At 70.4% G+C, this 17,645-nt stretch carries 17 protein-coding genes; 10 read left to right on the top strand and 7 right to left on the bottom strand.

Translation table 11 applies throughout. From position 1 onward, the window contains the following. The first annotated feature begins 81 nt into the window (after window positions 1–81). From D7V77_RS30170 to D7V77_RS30160, 3 genes are all read left to right on the top strand, one after another. The gene (locus D7V77_RS30170; RefSeq protein ID WP_120566951.1) at window positions 82–294 is read left to right on the top strand and encodes a hypothetical protein; all 213 of its coding nucleotides are present in this window, start codon (window positions 82–84) and stop codon (window positions 292–294) included. 8 nt (window positions 295–302) lie between these two features. After that, a complete protein-coding gene (locus D7V77_RS30165; RefSeq protein WP_120579747.1) occupies window positions 303–980 on the top strand; it encodes a lipopolysaccharide assembly protein LapB in 678 nt (225 codons plus the stop codon). Window positions 981–1,049: 69 nt separating this feature from the next. Beyond that, window positions 1,050–2,006 carry a hypothetical protein gene (locus D7V77_RS30160; RefSeq protein ID WP_233597339.1) on the top strand — a complete coding sequence of 319 codons (957 nt, stop codon included), beginning with the start codon at window positions 1,050–1,052 and terminating at the stop codon, window positions 2,004–2,006. Here the strand turns inward: D7V77_RS30160 and D7V77_RS30155 are convergent. From D7V77_RS30155 to D7V77_RS30140, 4 genes are all read right to left on the bottom strand, one after another. Next, window positions 2,000–2,653, bottom strand: a complete 654-nt coding sequence (locus D7V77_RS30155; protein ID WP_233597338.1) for a CAP domain-containing protein — start codon at window positions 2,651–2,653, stop codon at window positions 2,000–2,002. The genes D7V77_RS30160 and D7V77_RS30155 overlap by 7 nt on opposite strands. A gap of 87 nt (window positions 2,654–2,740) precedes the next feature. Next, window positions 2,741–4,069 carry a DUF1552 domain-containing protein gene (locus tag D7V77_RS30150; RefSeq protein WP_120579744.1) on the bottom strand — a complete coding sequence of 443 codons (1,329 nt, stop codon included), beginning with the start codon at window positions 4,067–4,069 and terminating at the stop codon, window positions 2,741–2,743. Further along, window positions 4,066–5,703 carry a DUF1592 domain-containing protein gene (locus tag D7V77_RS30145; protein ID WP_233597337.1) on the bottom strand — a complete coding sequence of 546 codons (1,638 nt, stop codon included), beginning with the start codon at window positions 5,701–5,703 and terminating at the stop codon, window positions 4,066–4,068. Before D7V77_RS30145 ends, D7V77_RS30150 begins: the two co-directional genes overlap by 4 nt. Before the next feature lie 318 nt (window positions 5,704–6,021). After that, a complete protein-coding gene (locus tag D7V77_RS30140) occupies window positions 6,022–8,163 on the bottom strand; it encodes a M3 family metallopeptidase (protein WP_199733914.1) in 2,142 nt (713 codons plus the stop codon). A gap of 171 nt (window positions 8,164–8,334) precedes the next feature. On the opposite strand from D7V77_RS30140, the gene D7V77_RS30135 reads away from it, so the two are divergent. The 5 genes from D7V77_RS30135 to D7V77_RS30115 all read left to right on the top strand — a co-directional run bounded on the left by D7V77_RS30135 (window position 8,335) and on the right by D7V77_RS30115 (window position 13,430). Beyond that, the gene (locus D7V77_RS30135) at window positions 8,335–9,228 is read left to right on the top strand and encodes a hypothetical protein (protein WP_120579742.1); all 894 of its coding nucleotides are present in this window, start codon (window positions 8,335–8,337) and stop codon (window positions 9,226–9,228) included. A 7-nt stretch (window positions 9,229–9,235) separates the two neighbouring features. Next, window positions 9,236–9,628 (top strand): hypothetical protein, encoded by a 393-nt coding sequence (locus D7V77_RS30130; protein WP_120579741.1) that lies wholly within the window; start codon window positions 9,236–9,238, stop codon window positions 9,626–9,628. Between the two features lie 12 nt (window positions 9,629–9,640). Continuing rightward, window positions 9,641–10,171: a hypothetical protein gene (locus D7V77_RS30125; protein ID WP_120579740.1), complete on the top strand. Its 531-nt coding sequence runs from the start codon at window positions 9,641–9,643 to the stop codon at window positions 10,169–10,171. A gap of 217 nt (window positions 10,172–10,388) precedes the next feature. After that, window positions 10,389–11,846 carry a DHA2 family efflux MFS transporter permease subunit gene (locus D7V77_RS30120; RefSeq protein ID WP_211487138.1) on the top strand — a complete coding sequence of 486 codons (1,458 nt, stop codon included), beginning with the start codon at window positions 10,389–10,391 and terminating at the stop codon, window positions 11,844–11,846. Between the two features lie 132 nt (window positions 11,847–11,978). Then, a complete protein-coding gene (locus tag D7V77_RS30115) occupies window positions 11,979–13,430 on the top strand; it encodes a hypothetical protein (RefSeq protein WP_120579738.1) in 1,452 nt (483 codons plus the stop codon). A gap of 108 nt (window positions 13,431–13,538) precedes the next feature. Here D7V77_RS30115 and infC read toward each other — a convergent pair whose 3' ends face one another. Next, entirely contained in the window at window positions 13,539–14,288 is a 750-nt protein-coding gene (gene infC / locus D7V77_RS30110) for a translation initiation factor IF-3 (RefSeq protein ID WP_120579749.1), read from the bottom strand. Window positions 14,289–14,591: 303 nt separating this feature from the next. Here infC and D7V77_RS30105 point away from each other — a divergent pair, with 303 nt between their 5' ends. Together D7V77_RS30105 and D7V77_RS45015 are read left to right on the top strand one after the other, a co-directional pair. Continuing rightward, on the top strand, window positions 14,592–15,749 hold the full coding sequence (locus D7V77_RS30105) for a trypsin-like serine protease (RefSeq protein ID WP_120579748.1): 1,158 nt from the start codon (window positions 14,592–14,594) through the stop codon (window positions 15,747–15,749). A 107-nt stretch (window positions 15,750–15,856) separates the two neighbouring features. Then, complete coding sequence (locus tag D7V77_RS45015) at window positions 15,857–16,459, top strand: transglycosylase SLT domain-containing protein (protein WP_120579737.1); 603 nt, start codon at window positions 15,857–15,859, stop codon at window positions 16,457–16,459. A 100-nt stretch (window positions 16,460–16,559) separates the two neighbouring features. Here D7V77_RS45015 and D7V77_RS30095 read toward each other — a convergent pair whose 3' ends face one another. After that, window positions 16,560–16,856 (bottom strand): hypothetical protein, encoded by a 297-nt coding sequence (locus D7V77_RS30095; protein WP_120566963.1) that lies wholly within the window; start codon window positions 16,854–16,856, stop codon window positions 16,560–16,562. A 182-nt stretch (window positions 16,857–17,038) separates the two neighbouring features. After that, a complete protein-coding gene (locus D7V77_RS30090; protein ID WP_120579736.1) occupies window positions 17,039–17,554 on the bottom strand; it encodes a hypothetical protein in 516 nt (171 codons plus the stop codon). Window positions 17,555–17,645 lie beyond the last annotated feature (91 nt).

Here is a 17,645-nt window from a genome sequence, read left to right as displayed (position 1 = left end):
GGCAAGCGGACAGGGGGACAGCGAGGATGGGGAGGGGCGAGGACCCCGTGGTAGGGTCAGGGTCCGGTCAGGAGACGCGACATGAGCCAAGACGAATCCCGCGCGCGGAAGATCCAGACAGCCCTTGAAGGGAACGATGAGTTCAGCACCTTTTCCATCGACCCGGACCTCAAGAAGCTGAAGATGAAGCTGGACCTCCAGTCGGAGGCGCAGCAGCAGCAGTCCGGCCGCCCGGAGACCGCGCCCAAGTCGGGCATGTTCATGCGGCTGTTCCACAAGATGTTCCGGGGTTGAGGGGCACGATGGTCAAGGAGTCCTACCGCGCGCAGTGGGAGCGCTCGCGGGCGTATCTGGAGACGGGGGACCTGGGGCTCGCGCTTCAGGAGCTGCGGGACGCGCTGACGCTGGCGTCGGACGACGCGGTCCTCTGGGAGGAAATCTTCAACCTGTCGCTGCTCGGGGGCCTCACGCAGAACGCCCTGGCCGCCGCGCTGCGGCTGCGCCAGCTGGCGCCGGAGAACCCCAACTTCATCGGCCTGCACGCCATGGCCGCGCTGCTCGCGGGCAAGCTGACGGAGGCCGTGCCCCTCTTCGAGGAGGTCCTCCAGCGCGACCCCGAGTCGGTGGAAGCCCGCCGGCAGCTGGCGCGGGCGCTGGACGTCGCGGGCCAGCGCGGCCGGGTGCGCACGCTGCTGGAAGAAGCCGTCGCGCGGGCGCCCTCGGACACGGGCGCGCCCAACGACCTGGCGGTGCACTACCTGGAGCACGTGCCGCAGGAAGGCCCGGCGCTCGCCGCGAGCGTCCTGGCGCCGGTGCTGGAGGCGCACCCCGAGGACCCCACCACGCACTTCAACCTGGCGCTGGCGCTGCGCCTGGGGGAGCCGGCGAAGGCCCGCCACCACGCGCAGCAGGTGCTCCAGGGTGGTGACAAGGAGCTCCGCGCGAAGGCCCAGCAGCTGCTGACGATGATCCCCGCCTGAAGCCGGGCGGGCCGTCAGGCCGCGCCGGGCACCCCCGTCCCCGGCGCCATGGATTTCCAGAGACAGACCTTGAAGACCCCCGGCGCCGTCAGCTCCCTGTGTTGGAGCGGCGACGCGCTGGTGGACCCGGTGGGTGGCGTGGTGCGCTACCACCTGGATGGAACCACCTTCGACCCGCACGTGCGCTACTCGTACCGCTTCGACCGGGCGGTGATGTCCCCGGACGGCCGCTACAGCGTGCTGTACGAGTCGCTGGGGACGACGGGGCTGCTGCTCGACGGCACGGAGGTGGTCCGGCAGCTGACGCGGGACTTCTACCACGCGAACACCCACGACTATCCCGTGGCCCTGCACACGCTCCCCAGTGGACGCACGCTGCTGGCGCACTGCCCGGAGTCGTACTGCGTGGTGGAGCTGGAGGACGCCGCCACGGGCGAGCGCCTCACGACGCGCGACAACACCCCGACGGACATCTTCCACTCGCGGCTCCAGTTCAGCCCGGACGGGCGCTACCTGGCGAGCGCGGGGTGGATCTGGCACCCGGTGGACGCGGCGTCGGTGTTCGACGTGCCGCGCGCGCTGGAGGAGCCCGCGTCGCTGGACAGCGCCGCGCTGATGGACGGCGTGGAGAACGGCATCTTCCTCACGTCCGTCGCCTTTGGAGCGCGCGACACGCTCGTCTTCGTCCGCGTGGATGAGTCCCGCGACGGCGACACCTTCTACCTGGGCACGTACTCGCTCACGGAGCGCAAGCTGCTGTCGGAGGTGGAGCTGGAGGAGCCCGCGGGCCCGCTGATGGTCGTGGACGCGGAGCACGTGGTGGACTTCTTCGGCCACCCGAAGCTCGTGTCCCGCGCCACCGGCCGCGTGGTGCAGCGCTGGGAGGACCTGGACACAGGGAAGGTGCTGGCCAGCATCCGTCACCACCTGCCGCCCCCGCCGCACTTCGCGCTGGACGCCGCGAACCGCCGCTTCGCCGTGGGCACGGCGAGCGGCATCGAGGTCATCACGCTCGCGGCTCAGTAGGGCTTTTCGCCCACCCAGTTGCCCGGCGGCGCGTAGTTGCACACCCAGAGCTGCCACGTCTTCACGTTCCCGCCGAAGGGCGAGTTCTTCGTGCACAGCCGCGTCGCGCAGCCCACCGCCTTCGTGGTGCGCCACACCACCTGCGTGTAGTGGCCGCACATCTTCCCGGTCTTGCACTTGCCGGAGGCGTAGTCGTAGTCAGCGGCTTCGTCCGCCCAGCCCTTCACCACCTGCGCGGTGGTCCAGGTGTCCGGCGTCGCGGCGGCCAGGTTCTCTCCGAAGGTGCCCCGGTCCGGGTTGTGCTCGAAGCGGCACTCCTTCACGTAGGCCTCCGCCTTGCGCGCCGCCTCGTCGGACCAGGTGAGCGGGGGCAGCGCCGGCTTCGGCGTGGGACGCGAGGCCTTCGACCGCGCCTCGTTGTGCGCGGCCACCATGTCGCGCTTCAGCTCCGCGGCGGTCGGCACCGGCTTGCGCGTGCCCTCGGTAGGCGCGGGCGCGGACGTGGGGGCCTTGCGCGCGGCGGCGGTGGCCGCGGCCTTCCTCGTGGAGGCGGAGACGGGCCGCTGCGCGTTCGCGCTGGAACCACAGCCAAGCAACGGGGCCAGCAGCAACACGGCGAGCCCGCGACGGAACACAGGAAGTGCCATGCGCGGAATCATTCCGCACCTGGGCCCCGAGTGCAGGAGAACCGAACCGGGCAGGCTGCCCCCGAGGGGCCCGAGCCCCTTCCTGCCCTACGCCCCCAGGCCCGGGAGCGGCCCGGTGCCGTCGTCGCCGAAGGACGTCGCGGACACGCCGAACATGCCGAGCAGGGCGATGTAGAGGTTCGCCAGCGGCTGCCCCCCATAGCGGATGTGCCGGCCCGGAGCGATGGCGCCGCCCGCGCGGCCCGCGAGCAGGATGGGCAGGTTCTTGTGCTCGTGCATGTTGCCGTCGGCAATCTCGCTGGAGAAGTACACGGCGCTGTGGTCCAGCAACGTCCCGCCCTCCTCCTGCACGCCCTTCATGCGCTGGAGGAGGTACGAGAACTGCTCCACCTCCCACTTGTCGATTTTCGCCAGCGCGTCGTAGTTGGCCTGGACCCGCTGGTGGTGCGAGTACGTGTGGTGCTCGCCGGACAGCCCCAGGAACGAATACACGCGCTGGCTGCGCGCGTTGCCCAGCATGAAGGTGCACGTGCGGGTCAGGTCGCACTGGAACGCGAGCACGATGAGGTCCAGCATCGCCTTCGTCTTCTCGCGCACGTCGTCGCTGTCGGCGGGCGTCACCGCGGCGCCGCACGTGGGGCCGGTGCCGTCCATCGCGTTCACGCGCAGCTCCAGCTCGCGCACGCCGGTGAAGTACTCATCCAGCTTGCGCTTGTCCGTGGTGCCCAGCTTCCCCTGGAGCGATTTCGCGTCGTCGCGCACGGCGTCGATGATGCTCAGACCGTACGCCTTGCGCTTCGCCAGCTCCGCCTGCGTGACGTTCGGGTCGAAGTCCGCGAAGAGCCGCTCGAAGGCCGCGCGAGGCTTCGTCTCCTTGGGCACGGGCGTGGACGGCCCCGCCCACGCGATGTTGTTCGCGTACGGGCACGCGTAGCCGGAGTCGCAGTTGCCAATGCCCTTGCCCTGGTCGATGCCCAGCTCCAGCGACGGGTAGCGCGTGGCCTTGCCCAACGCGTTCGCCATCACCTGGTCCATGGAGATGCCGGTGCGGATGTTGGTGCCCTCCGTCTTGCGCGCCTTCACGCAGGACAGGAACGCGGACGTCGCGGCGGCGTGGTGGCCGTCGCCGTCTGGCTTGCCGGGCAGGTTGTCCAGGCCGCTCAGCACCAGCAGGTCCCCCTTCACCGGCGCCAGCGACGCGAGCGTGGGCGTCAGGGAGTAGTTCGCGCCCTCCCCACCGGGCGTCCACTTGGGCATGTGGATGCCGCAGGGCGTGTAGAAGGCCACGAAGCGGCGCGGGGCCGGCGTGGCGGCGCGGGCCGTGCGCGGGCGCATGACGTCCAGGAGCGGCAGCGCCATCAGCGCGCCCATGCCGCGCAGGAGCGTCCGGCGGGAGAGGGCAGGGGTGCGGCTCATGGCTTTTGTTCCTCCGCTTCGCCACGCCGTTGCAGGAACGCGTCGCTGCGGACGATGGCGAGGATGTAGTCGGTGAGCCGGCCGCCCCGGGTTTCGGCCTGCTGGGAGATGTCGCGCACGGTGCAGCGGTCCTCTGCTTCCGCGCCGCGTCCGAGCGCGTAGGTGAGCAGGTGGCGCGTCATGCACGCGGACAGGTCCGGGTCCTGCTTCACCACCGCGCGCATCTCCGTCACGCCGTTGAAGGCCTTGCCCCCGGGCAGCTCGCCGCTGGGGTCCACCACCGCGCCGCCTTCCTCCTTCGTGCGCCAGCGGCCCACCGGGTCGAAGTTCTCCATGCCGAAGCCCAGCGGATCCATCAGCGTGTGACAGCTCGAGCAGGTGGGGTCCACGCGGTGCTGCGCCATGCGCGCCTTGATGTTGAGCGTGGGGTCCACCGCCGGGGCCAGTCCGCCCGCGTCGGGCGGTGGCGGTGGCGGCCCCTTGCACAACAGCTGCTCCAGCACCCAGACGCCGCGCTTCACCGGCGACGTGCGGTCCGGGTTCGCGGTGACGGTGAGCAACGCGCCCTTGCCAAACAAGCCCGCGCGCTCCGGGTGGTCCTTCAGCTCCACGCGCGTCATCGCGGGGGTGCCGGGCTTGGGCAGACCGTAGTGCGAAGCGAGCCGGTCGTTCACGTAGGTGAAGGGTGCGTCCAGCAGGTCCTTGAGGCGGTGGTCCCCGGTGACGAACTCCTGGAAGACGAGCTGCATCTCCTGGCGCATGGCCTCGCGCAGCGGTTCGTCGAAGCCGTAGCGCGACTCCGGCTGGGAGAAGTCGAGCGCGCGCGTGTAGAGCCACTGCCCCGCGAAATTGTCCACCAGCGCGCGGGCCTTGGGGTCCGCCAGCATGCGCCGCACCTGCGCCTCCAGCACCTCCGGCTCGTGCAGGTGGCCGCTCTCCGCCGCTTGCAGCAGCGCTTCATCCGGCATGCTGCTCCAGAGGAAGTAGGACAGGCGGCTCGCCAGCTCCAGGTCGCTCACGGTGTGCGGCACCGTGGACGTGGGGGCGGGGTCCAGCTCCACGCGGAAGAGGAAGTGCGGCGACACCAGCACCGCGCGCAGCGCCAGCTTCACGCCCACCTCCGGAGTGTCGCCCTGCTGCCGGGCCAGCGCGACGAACGCGACCAGCCGCTCGACTTCTTCCGAGGTGACGGGCCTGCGCCAGGCCCTGCGCGCGAAGGGCTTGAGCAGCTCGCGCGCGCACGCCTCCGGTCGGGCGGGGTCGAGCACGCACGCATTGAACGCGCCTCGCGTCCACGCGGCCTCCACCAGCGCCTCCGCCGCGTGGGAGTACTTCTCCATCAGCAGCGGGGACATGCTGAGCACGTCCGCGTTGTTGTCGAAGCCGAAGCCGTGGTCGTCCGGCGGGAAGCTGCTCGCGGGCGAGCCCGTGTCGCCCAAGAGGTCGCGCACGGTGTTGTTGTACTCAGCGCGGTTGAGGCGGTGCAGCGTGACGCGGCCCGGGTCTCGCGCCGCCGAGCGGCACAGCGCGTCCTGCGGATCCACGGGTGCGTCCGGCCCTGGCAGCACCCGCGCCTTGGGAAGGGAATCGTTGCAGCCCGTGGCCAGCACCACCGCCATCGCCGCGAGGCCCACCCTCCGCCATCTCCGACCGCAGGCCGTCACCGCGCGCACGCCTCCTCCGAGCCGCGAATGGGCCCCGGCGAGCGCGCTCCAAAGCAAGACGCTCACCAGCCGCGGCGTGACGACAGGCCGACGCCAGGCTCCGTCCCCGGGATGGAGATGGGCATGCGCGCGGGACTTGAAAGGGAAGGGGAGTTCCGCGACCGGGCAGGGCCCGGGGACCGGAAGGGCACCGCGCGCCGACTCCTGCCCTCGAGGGTGGGTCAGGCGGCGCGGCACTCCCGGAAGCGGGCTTGAAGGATGCGGCCCGCTTCCGGAGAAGCGACCGCGCTACTTCGTTTCCTTCGCGGTGCCCGTCGTCTTCGCGGAGCCGTCGAGGTACGCGCGGTAGGCCTCGAAGCCGTACGGCCGGCCGAGGAAGTCCTTCACCTGCTCCGCGGCGGGCTTGGAGCCGCCGGGCTCCAGCACCGTCTTGCGGTAGTGCATGGCCGTGTCGCGGTCCAGGTAGCCGTTCTCCTGGAACTTCGACTCCAGGTCCTTCGCGATGACGGAGGACCAGAGGTACGTGTAGTACGCGGCCGAGTACCCATCCAGGTGCCCGAAGGCGAGCTCGAAGTGGGTGCCGTCGCGGAACTCGTGGCGGAAGGGCGACAGCTTCTTCTGCAACTCGGAGAGCACCGCGGACGTGTCGAAGCCCGGCGCGCGCGAGTAGTACTGGAGGCTGACCGCGGACAGGAACAGCTGGCGGCGCGCGTACAGGCCCAGGCCGAACTCCTTCGACGCGCGCAGCTTCTCCACCAGCTCCGCGGGGATGGGCTCGTTGGACTCATGGTGCTTGGCGAAGCTCTTGAGCACCTCCGGCTGCTCCGCCCACTGCTGCAGCAGCATGGACGGCGTCTCCACGAAGTCACGCTCCATGGAGATGCCGGAGATGGGCGTCCACTTCTGATGGCCGGAGAAGATGGTGTGCATCAGGTGGCCGAACTCGTGGAAGAACGTGCCCACCTCGTCGTGCGTCATCAGGTCGCCGGGGCGCGGGAAGTTGCACACCAGCACTGCCTCCGGCAGCCGCTTGTCCAGCTCACCCGTGACGAGGTCGAACTGCGCCGCGTGCTTGTACTTGTCGTCGCGCGGGTGCATGTCCAGGTAGATGCGGCCCAGCGGCTTGCCGCCGTCCACGACGTCATACGCCTCCACGTCGGTGTGCCACGTCTTCGCGTCCTTCACCGGCTGGAAGGCCACCCCCCACAGGCTGGAGGTGATGCCCATCACGCCGTCCTTCACCCGCGCGTACTCCAGGTAGGGCCGCACCGCCTGCGAGTCGAACCCGAACTTCTCCGCGCGCAGCCGGTCCTCGTAGTAGTCCTGGTCCCAGGGCTCCACCACGGTGGCGCCCTTCACGTCCTTCTTCTTGCGCGCCAGCAGGTCCGCCATCTCCTTCTTCGCGCGAACCTCCGTGGCCTGCGCCAGCTGGTCGATGAAGTCCGCCGCGGCCTGCTGCGTGCGCGTCATGCGCGTTTCGGTCGTGAAGGCCGCGTAGGTGTCGTAGCCCAGCAGCGTGGCCAGCTCGTTGCGCTTCTCGATGAGCTGCGCGAGCACCGCCTGGTTCTTGGGGAACGCGCGCTGGCGGTAGGTGCGCCAGAGCTTCTCGCGCGCCTTCGCGTTCTTCGCGTACGTCATGAACGGGAAGTAGTCCGGGTAGTTGCTGGTGATGACCACCTTGCCGTCCGCGCCGGGCGCGTGCGCCTTCTTGTAGTCCTCCGGCAGCCCGTCCAGGTCCTTGGTCGTGAAGGCCACGCTGCGCGTGTCCTCCGCGATGTTCTGCCCGAACTGCTGGCCCAGCTTGAGGATCTCCTCGTTGAGCGTCTTCACCTTGGCGCGCGTGGCCTCGTCCCGGTCCACGCCCGCGCGGCGGAAGTCCAGGAGCGTGCGGTCCATCCAGTGGTGCGTGGCCGCGTCCTCCTTGGACAGGTCCACCAGCGACAGCGCGTCGTAGACGCCGCGGTCCTGCGACAGCGCCACGTTGGCCGCGTCCACCTGCTGCTCGCACTCCCGGGACGCGTCGCGCATGGCGGCGTCCGGGTGCACCTCATGCGTGAGGCTGGAGCGGTTGGCCGCGTTGAGGATGGCCGTCTGCGCTTCGTCGTACGCCTTGAGGACGCCCTGGCCGTTCGTCTTCGGATCCAGCTTCTTCAGCGCGGCCACCTGCGCCTGCGCGCGCTCCAGGTCCGCCTTGCACAGGGCCTTGAAGGCGTCCGGCGTGCCGGCCAGCACTTCCGAGCCCTTCATGGGCGCCAGCTGGGGCTTCGCCGTGTTGGAGGCGATGCGGGCCATGGCTTCACGGTTCTGCGTGATGCTGCCGTTGGAGCAACCCGTCGCGGCGAGCGCCGCCACCACGGTGAGCGCGGGGATTTTCAAGGGGACTTCCTCCACTGGGGGAACGACCTGCTTCGCGGGCCCGTCATGCCACATCCCCGCCCCTCCGCGCCCGTCCGCCGTGAACAGCCAGGCTGTCCTCCGGTACTGGCTGGATGCTTGGAGGCCCCAGCTGACGCACCTCGCCTTGTTCCCCGTGCAGTCGCCCGGTAATCCGGCACTCGCTTCGAATTCTTGGAAGTTGTCCTGGCCGGAGGGTGAAAACGGATGCGCAAGGCACTGGGTGGTGCGGTCGCGGCGTTGCTGTTGTGGGGCTGTGGTGGGGCGGGCACGGAAGCGCCGCCGGCGTCTCCGGAAGGGCTGTCGCTCCGCTCCGGGACAGGCCTGACCGAGGGCACCTGGGCACACGATGGGCAGACGGTGTCCTTCGCCTCGCGCGAGGTAGAGCCCGGGGTGTACCGCCTGGAGGTGCGCATGCACGGCATGACGCTGACGGGGCTGATGGACCCGGCGTCGGGCGTGTCCACGCTGGACGGCTTCGCGGACACGAACGTGCAGGACACGCAGGTGGTGGACGCGGACCGCCAGGTGCTGAGCGCGTTCTACGGGGCGCTGAACCAGGGGCTGCCGCAGGGTGACGCGGCGGCGCCGGAGGCCATGTACCTGCGCCGCGCGGTGGGCCTGTGGGCGCAGCAGCCCACGAGCGTCGCGCTCAAGCGCACGGTCATGGGCGAGCAGGGCCGCGGCTACACGATGCTGTGCAGCTACGCGAAGTGCGGCGGCAAGAACACGGGCAGTTGTGGCGGTACGTACAACTGGTACTCGTACGCGAAGCACGACTGCGACAAGGGCGGCTTCGACAACGCGCGCAACCAGCAGATTGCACAGCTGGGTGACCACACGTCGTGCAACGGCGACGAGTACTACATGAACGGCAGCACCTGGGTGTGCGGCGAGCCGGACCACTGGTCGCGCCCCAAGGTGATGGGCAACTGCTTCGGCCGCTGCGGCGGCGGCTGCGGTGGCGACACGCAGTACACGCTGGACGCCACCAACCACGACGGCTGCGTGCGCAACGGCCACGTGCTGGCGAGCGCCTGGTGCAATGATCAGTTCGTGTCCGCGTCGGACGACGAGTTGTTCGCGCCCAACTGCTACTGAAGGCCGGATGGGACGACGCGCGGTGAGGCACGCGGTGGGGGCGGCGGGGCTGTGGCTCGCCGCGCTCGTCATGCTCGGTTGTCCGTCCATGACGTCCTCCAAGGCGGAGGCCGGTGAGGCGGCGGTGCGCCGCTTCTTCCAGGCCCTGCCGTCCGGGGACTGCTCGGTGCTGGGCCCCATGCTGGTGACGGGGCAGGGCGTGCCTTCGTGCGAGGAGACGGTGAAGGACCTGCGCGAGCACGGCATGGGCCTGGTGGACGTGCTCGACGCGAAGGTGGATGGCCGCGACCCGAACGCGGTGGTCGTGCGGGCGCGGGTGTCGCAGGGAGGAACGGAGCGCGCGGAGCCGTTCCTCTTCCGGGTGGAGCGCCAGGGTGACGGCTGGCGCCTTCGGTTGTAGGGGGAGTGGACGATGCGGAACCGTGAGCGGGTGATGCTGGGGAGCGCGGGCGTGCTGGTGGCCGCTCTCCTTGCCGTGGCGCTGTGGCCGTCGCGAGAGGCATCTTCTCCCGCCGCGCCCCCGGTGATGAATGCGGGCCCCGGCCCGGTGACGGCGGCCCAGGTGTCGCCGAAGCGCGCGGTGCCGGTGCGGACGCCGGACCCCGCGCCGCCCCACGCCACGGTGGTGCCGCCTTCGCCCGGAGACGTGCCGCCGGAGCCGGAGGTGGCCAACGCGCCGCCGCAGCAGAACGACCCCATCGAGGAGGAGAAGCCACAGACGGCGCGCTGGAGGCTGGAGAAGACGGAGCACATCGCCACGCTGCTGGGGCGGGATGTGTCGCGGCTGGAAGGCGAGCGGCAAGAGGCGAAGTCGCGTGGGGACAAGTCCCGCGTTGAACAAGTGGATGCGCTGCTCCAGCGTCACCGCGTCCGCCTGGACGAACTGCGCGAAGAGGCCCGCACCCTGGCCGAGGCCGCGCGCAACGAGCCGCTGGAACCCTGATGGACGGGCGGGGCTCCCTGTCGGGGACGCTCCGCACGAAGCTGTCCGACAGTCGGACAGGTTTGGAGGAACCGGGCTGAGGTGCCCGCTCGGCTGCCCTCCAGCCGGAGTGCCGCGCCCGATTCACGCGAGGGCCCCACCGCTTCGCGCTGGGAGTATGAGCGCTTCTGCCGGTCACGGCCGCGCCTTCACACGGGCGTGACAGGTGCGGTGTGGCATGCGCATAGAAAAGGACGTGTCCGTCACCGCGACTGCCTCCACCGCGCCTCCCAGCACCCCATCCACCCGAGGCTCCCGGCTGGCATCCATCGCGGTGGCCAGCGCGCTGTTCATGGAGTTCCTGGACTCCACGGCGCTGTCCACCGCGCTGCCCACGCTGTCCGTGGCGTTCGGCACCGACCCCGTCCATCTCAAGCTCGCGCTGACGTCGTACATCCTGGCCCTGGCGGTGCTCGCGCCCGCGAGCGGGTGGATCGCCGACCGCTTCGGTCCGCGCCGCGTCTTCATGACCGCCATGGTCGTGTTCCTCGCGGGCTCCGTGCTGTGCGGCTTCTCCCAGACGCTCGCGCAGCTCGTCGTCTTCCGCACGGTCCAGGGCCTGGGCGGCGCGCTGATGACGCCCGTGGGCCGGCTCATCGTCGTGAACTCGGCGCCGCGCGAGAAGCTGGTGTCCGCGATGAGCTGGTTCACCATGCCCGCGCTGATGGGGCCGCTCTTGGGCCCGCCGCTCGCGGGCCTCATCCTGGGCATCGCGGACTGGCCGTGGATCTTCTTCATCAATGTGCCGGTGGGCCTGCTGGGCATGTGGGCCGTGGCGCACTTCGTGCCACCGTTGAAGCAGCCGGACCCCGGCCCCTTCGACACGAAGGGCTTCGCCATCGCCGTGGTCGCCATCACCGCGCTGATGGGCGCGGCGGAGACGGTGGGCATCGGCCTGGTGCCGTGGCCCGTGCAGGCGGGCATCACGCTGGTGGCGGTGGGGGCGCTGGCGGCCTACGTGCGGCACGCGCTGCGCACGCCGCGCCCGGTGCTCAACCTGCGTCTGTTCAAGGTGGACACCTTCCGCGCCAGCATGATGGGCGGCGCGCTGGTGCGCATCGGCCTGGGGGCGACGCCCTTCCTCCTGCCGCTGCTCTTCCAGGTGGCGCTGGGCTGGGGGCCGCTGGAGGCGGGGCTCGTCACCATCGGGACGGGGCTGGGCGCCTTCGCGTGCAAGCCGGTGGCGCCCGCGCTCATCCGCCGCGTGGGCTTCCGTCAGACGCTCATCGCCTCCAACCTGCTCACCGCCGTGGTGACGGCCGTGCCCGCCTTCTTCGGCGTCACCACGCCCATCCCGCTCATCATCGGCACGCTGGTGTTCAGCGGCTTCATGCGCTCCCTGCAGTTCACCGCCACCAACACGATGGCCTACGCGGACCTCCCCAAGGAGTTGGTGAGCAACGCCTCCACCGTCGCGGTGGTGACGCAGCAGATGGCGCTGAGCGTGGGCATCAGCTTCGGCGGCCTGATGCTGCACGTGGCGCGCGGCGGCGGTGACGTGCGCCTCACGCCGGACCGCTTCCTGCTGCCGTTCCTTGCCATCGGCTTCGTGTCGTCGCTGGCCGGGCCGCTCTTCCGCCGGCTGCGTCCGGACGCGGGCGAGCACATCGGCGGCAGGGCCGCGGCGCGCGGCTGAAGCGTCCAGCCCACGACACCGCCGCCGCCCCTTCGTAGGGCAGGCGGGCAGGCGGCGACCCTTTTTCCCACCTTCTTTCGTCCCTCCCTCCCCACCAGTTTCCCGGCGGGGAATCCAACGGAAGGGGTGGGCATGGGTTGGGCGGCGGTCACAGGGCTCCTGCTGGCGGGCATGACGGCGGCGACACCGCCCTCGGCCATCCCGGTGCGGGGAGGCAACGCGCTGACGCTGCCCGCGCACCGGCACATCGTGCGCGTGTCCCGCAGCGAGGGATCCGTGCTGCTCGCGGCGGTGCAGCAGGGCGGACAGGACGGGCACGGCCTGCGGATGTTCCGCAGCGACAACGGCGGCAGCACCTGGAAGCAGGAGGGCATCATCCACGACGGCTCTACCTACGACCGCGCGGACCTGGTGGTGGTGGGCAAGGACGTGGCGCTCGTCTACGCGGTGGAGACGCCGGACAGCGCGGGCATCAGCGGCTCCACGTCACGCGACGTGTACTTCCAGTGGTGGCGCTACAGCGCGTCCAAGAACCGCTGGCTCCCGGACACGCCCGTGCGCGTCTTCGACTCCACCAGCTCCAGCACCGCGTACTACCGCGCGGAGCTGGCGCGCGACTCCAAGGGCCGGCTCTGGGTGCAGGCCTTCTTCCGGGAGAAGGACGCCAGCAACACGCTGGTCGTCTCCGTGAGCAGCGACGGCGGCTCCACCTTCCGCACCCAGTCCGCGCTCGCGCACGGCGTGCCGAAGCGCGGGGGCGGGCGGCTCATCAGCCTGGGCAGCCGGCTGATGATGCTGTGGAGCTCGCACGACGGGCACGACACCACGCACTACCGCATCCGTGATGACAGCGCGTCCGTGTCCAGCTGGTCCTCCGCGCGCACCGCCTTCTCCGACGGCATCTACCATGGCGCCGCGATGAGCGCGGTGGCGGACGGGAATGGCGGCCTGCACCTGGTCTACAAGGACAACTCCGAACGGCTGCTGTACCGCCGCTTCGACGGCAACGCCTTCGGCTCCGCAGTGAAGGTGCTGGAGGACGGGGACTGGGCCACGCAGCCGGCGCTCGTGCGCGCGGGCAGCAGCCTGTATCTCTTCTACAACCAGCCCCGGAGCGACGGCACGGGCTACCGGCTGTGGGTCCGCGCGCTGTCCTCCAGCGGCAAGCCGGGCGCGGGCAAGGAGCTCGCGTCGGTGTCTGGCTTCGCGGGCTACCCGGCGGCGCCGGACGTGCTGCCCTCGGGCGTGCAGTTGGTGTGCTTCTTCGGCATCGAGCCGTCCTCCGGCTCCAGCTACCGGCTGTCCTTCTTCTCCACCAGCGCGTCGTCGCTCAAGTCCCAGACCGTGGCGGCGAAGCAGGCTCCGGATGAAGACGCGGACGGCGAGCGATTCACCGCCACCGGAGGCCCGTCTTCGTCCCCGCCACCGCAGGATCCCGGCGTGCTGGCGAGCGCCATGACGAGCCCCTCCCAGCAGGCGATGGCCGCCGGGTGTGGCGGTGCCAGCGCGATGCTCGCGGTGGGCGTGACGTTCATCCTGATGGAGTGGGGCCGTCGCCGGCGCACGCGGGCCCTGCCCGGCTAGCGGGGCGAACCACGAAAACGAACGCGGGCGGTCTCCCCGGGACGCATCCCAAGGGGCACCGCCCGTGTGCGCGTCTCCCGGTGAGGGGAGACGCGAGCCTGCGTGCGACTACGTCGTCGCGGGCGCGGCGTCCGGCGCTTCGTCCGTCGTGTCGTCGTCGGCCTCGCTGGCGCCGTCGGATTCGACCGGGGCCGTGGAGGCACCGTCCGCACCCGGAGCACCCGGCGCCTGGGGCTTCTTGCCGGTGCCAGGGGGCGGGGACTTGCGAGCGGCCGCAGCGGCCTGCCGCGCCTGCTCACGCGCCTTCTGAGCGACCTTCGGCGTGGGGGCCAGGATCATGTACATCTGCCGGCCTTCCATGCGCGGCAGCTGCTCCGCCACGGCCACGTCCTTCAGGTCCTTGATGACGTCATCGAGGATGGCGCTGCCCAACTCCTTGTGCGTGATTTCACGCCCGCGGAACTGGATGACGACCTTGGCCTTGTTGCCCTCTTCGATGAACCGGCGGGTGTTGCGCACCTTGAACTCGTAGTCGTGCTCCTCCGTCTTGGGACGGAGCTTCACTTCCTTGAGCTGGATGACCACCTGCGTGCGCTTCGCGTCCGAGGCCTTCTTCTTCTCCTCGTACTTGAACTTGCCGTAGTCCATGATCTTGCAGACCGGCGGCTTCGCCATCGGGCTGACTTCGACCAGGTCGAGCGACTCGGAGCGGGCCTTTTCCAGCGCCGCCTCGATGGTCATGACTCCGAGCTGCGAACCGTCGGAGCCCACGACACGGACTTCCCGCGCGCGGATGCGGCGGTTGGTTCTCTGGTCCCTGTTGGGACCCCGGCTGCTGTTTCTCTGTTCGCGAATGATGTGAACATCCTCCAAAAAGGGTTGCAGACCCACCACCCGTGAAGATGTGGCAGGCCACTCAATGTGGCAGTCCCCTCCGGCGGAGAAGGCAGGCAGACAAGCCTTCAGCCCCTCGGGGCAGGGAGACGTGCAACGGACTCTATCCGGTTCACGTCCCCCAGGGGCAAGGTAACGCGGGGCACCCCCCCATTCCCATGGCCCCTGTTGCCTATGATGCGCCCCATGGCGAAACGGTCCACCGCGTCCGCTAGGGACAGGACAGGATGCCGACCCCGGGGGGTGGTTGCGCTCGGGGCCTCCCTGATGCTTGGCTGCTTGCCCTCCTGCGGGCCTGTGGACCCCAACCCCTCCGGACCCGCCGGGGGCCCGGGCCAGGCCCTGGTCCAGGGGACGGACGCCCCCGGGCACACGGCGGCGGTGGCGCTGGTGGCCCGGCGCACCCGCTGCGGAGGGGAGGCGCCGGTGCTCCTCTGCTCGGGCGCCCTCATCGCCCCGGACGTGGTGCTGACGGCGGCGCACTGCCTGGCCGTCTTCGGGGAGGCGGGCCCCTATGAGGTCTTCCTGGGCCCCACGCTGCTCCCGGAGCCCGGGCCCGGCGGGCGGTTCGTGCGGGTCATCCGGGCGGTGGCCCACCCGGAGTTCGTCCCGGCCACGCACACCTGGGACGCCGCCCTCCTGCGGCTGGCGGTGCCCGTGACGGACGTCCCGCCCTTCCGGCTCCCCCAGGTGGGGGACGCCCCGGTGGCGCCGGGAGACCCGGTGCGGGCGGTGGGTTACGGCGACACGAAGGACGCGGCCCGACCCTCGGGCCAGCGGCGCCAGGGCCTGCTCCAGGTGACGGGCGTCACCGGCAGCGCCTTCCAGGCTGGCCCCGCGCCGGCCATGACCTGCGTGGGGGACAGCGGAGGCCCGGTGTTGGGGGGCCCGGCGGGGAACGAGGTGCTCCTGGGCCTCACCGTCAGCGGTGACGTGGCCTGCCGGACGGAGGCGGTCCAGGTGCGGGTGGACGCACTGGAGGACTTCGTCCGCCCCTTCCTGGAGGGAGCCCCACCTCCCGCGCCCACGGAGACGCTCCCCCTGGACGCCCTCTGTGAGGAGGCCTGCGCGAGCGACGCGGACTGTCCCTCGGGCCTTCAGTGCGTCAGCGCCGGGGACGCCCCTGCCCGGTGCCTGCTGCCCGCGCTCCAGGCCGGGACCTACGGCGCGGCCTGTACGGAGGACGCCGCCTGCGGTGAGCAGGGCGTGTGCGCCCGGCTGGAGGTGGACGGCGACGACGCCTGTCGCTGCTTCACCCCCTGCGAGGCCACCGTCGACCCGCTGACACCGGACATGGACCGGCCCGACGTCAAATGCGGGTGCGCTGCGAATCCCGGTGACTTGGGGGCTACACTCGCCGTCCTGCTGGGGCTGTTCTGGCGACAGTCCCGCCGCAGGATTCCAGGAGGTCGGTTCCAGGCTTGACTCTGCGTGAAAGCGCCTACAAAACCGCAAATGTAGGCGAAACTCCGCGAATCAATCTCCGAGAATCAGGCATACACGTTTTCGGCAATCGCGAAGGTCCTTCCCCCATGGACTACAAGATCAAGTCTGGCGACACGCTGGGCGCGCTGGCCAAGCGCTTCAACACGGACGTGGATTCGCTGGTGAAGGCGAACCCGAACATCACCAACAAGGACCTCATCTACGCGGATGCGAAGCTCAACATCCCGGGCAGCAAGGATGAGTTCCAGGCGGAGGGTGTCGCCAAGGGGCCGGACCTGACGGGCGGCGCGCAGCAGACGCAGGGCTCGCAGGCGGTGGGTGACGTGCCCCCGGGCCAGGTGGGTGATTGGATCAAGCAGGCCATGGACATCCTCAAGGCCAACGGCGTCCCGACGGACAAGATGAACCCCCAGGACATCGCGAAGATCATCCAGCACGAGTCCAGCGGGAACCCGAACGCCATCAACAACTGGGACTCCAACGCCCAGAAGGGCACCCCGTCCATTGGCCTGATGCAGACCATCCAGCCGACGTTCGACGCGTACAAGCTCCCCGGCCACGACAACATCCGCAACCCGGTGGACAACATCATCGCCGGCGTCCGCTACTCCATCGAGCGCTACGGCTCCGTGTCCGACGTCCCCGGCATCAAGGGCCTGAGCAACGGCAGCGGCTACGTCGGTTACTGACCGGCGCTGATAGCACCCAGACGCATCGCGCCCCGCGGTGGAAGACGGCCTTTCCGTCTCCCACGCGGGGCGTCGTCATTTCAGCGGAGGGCGTGTGCCCTCAGCCCCCGTGCAGCCGGGAGCGCTCGCGAGGACCACCCGCGCGCTTGATGTGAATCTGGCTGGGAGCCTTCTTGCGGCCCCGGAGCCCCGTGCCCCGGTTGTTGCGCTTGGGGCCGTGGTCGCCAGCAGCGGGGCCCAGCGTCACGCGCTTCAGTTCCTTCTGTCGCAGCAGCGCCGCCGCGTCGTCATGGGCCAGCGTCTTGCGCCCCTTGCTGGCCTGTACGCTCGGCTGGGCCGCATGGGGATCCACGCGTCGCTTGTTCTTGATGCCTGCCACTCGGGTCCGCACGGACATGAAAGTCCTCCTTGGAACTGAGGTAGGGACCCATGCGGGGCGTTGCCATCCCTGGCGACGGGCGGGACAGGGGCCGCCTCGGGAGCATGTCGGGACGCGGGCGCCCGGTGGCGCGGGATGACAGGGGACACGCGGGCTGACGGTCTCCCGGGAGCGGGAATCCCACCAGGCGCGGCCGGTGCTCAGGTGAGGTCTTCGTTGTCGCGGCGGGCGCGCTTCTTCGCCTTGGGCTTGCTGGACTTGCCCGCCTTCGCCTTGGGCTTCGTGGTCGTCTCCGGCGGGAACAGCCAGCCGTCCTCGGGGCGAGGCTGGGAGGCGTTCACCGGCTCCAGGTGCTGGCCGCGGCAGCCCCGGCACCAGGACTGCGGACGGCGCTGGCCCTGGCTCATGATGCGGAAGCCGAAGTCCTGCTCCGTGGGGCCCACGTGGTTGCAGCGCGGGCAGCGCGTCATCGACGTGGTGCCCGTCTCCCGGGCCTTCTCCCGTCCGTGCTCCACCACCAGCGCCAGCGCGGCGGCGAACCCGAGCTTGCGCTCCGTGGGGACGTGGAACTGACGCGCGCGCTTGCGGTTGCCCCGGCCCATCACGGGCAGGAGGTCCAGGCCTCCCAGGAGGTTGCGCTGCTCCAGGACTCGCGACGGAGACGATGGCGGGGTCGAGTGGCTCACGCGATCATTTCTACGGGAGGGGTCTGACATGGCCGGTCCACGCGCCGGGTCGCCAGGTCCCGCTCCATTCGGAGGTCTGGACACATGTTCAGTAACCCCTGGCATTTCCAGGGGATTCCCC

Source organism: Corallococcus sp. CA041A (assembly GCF_003612075.1).
Lineage (GTDB): Bacteria > Myxococcota > Myxococcia > Myxococcales > Myxococcaceae > Corallococcus > Corallococcus exiguus.
The sequence above is the reverse complement of the archived record's forward strand: the minus strand, read 5'-3'. Positions and strand labels throughout refer to the sequence as shown.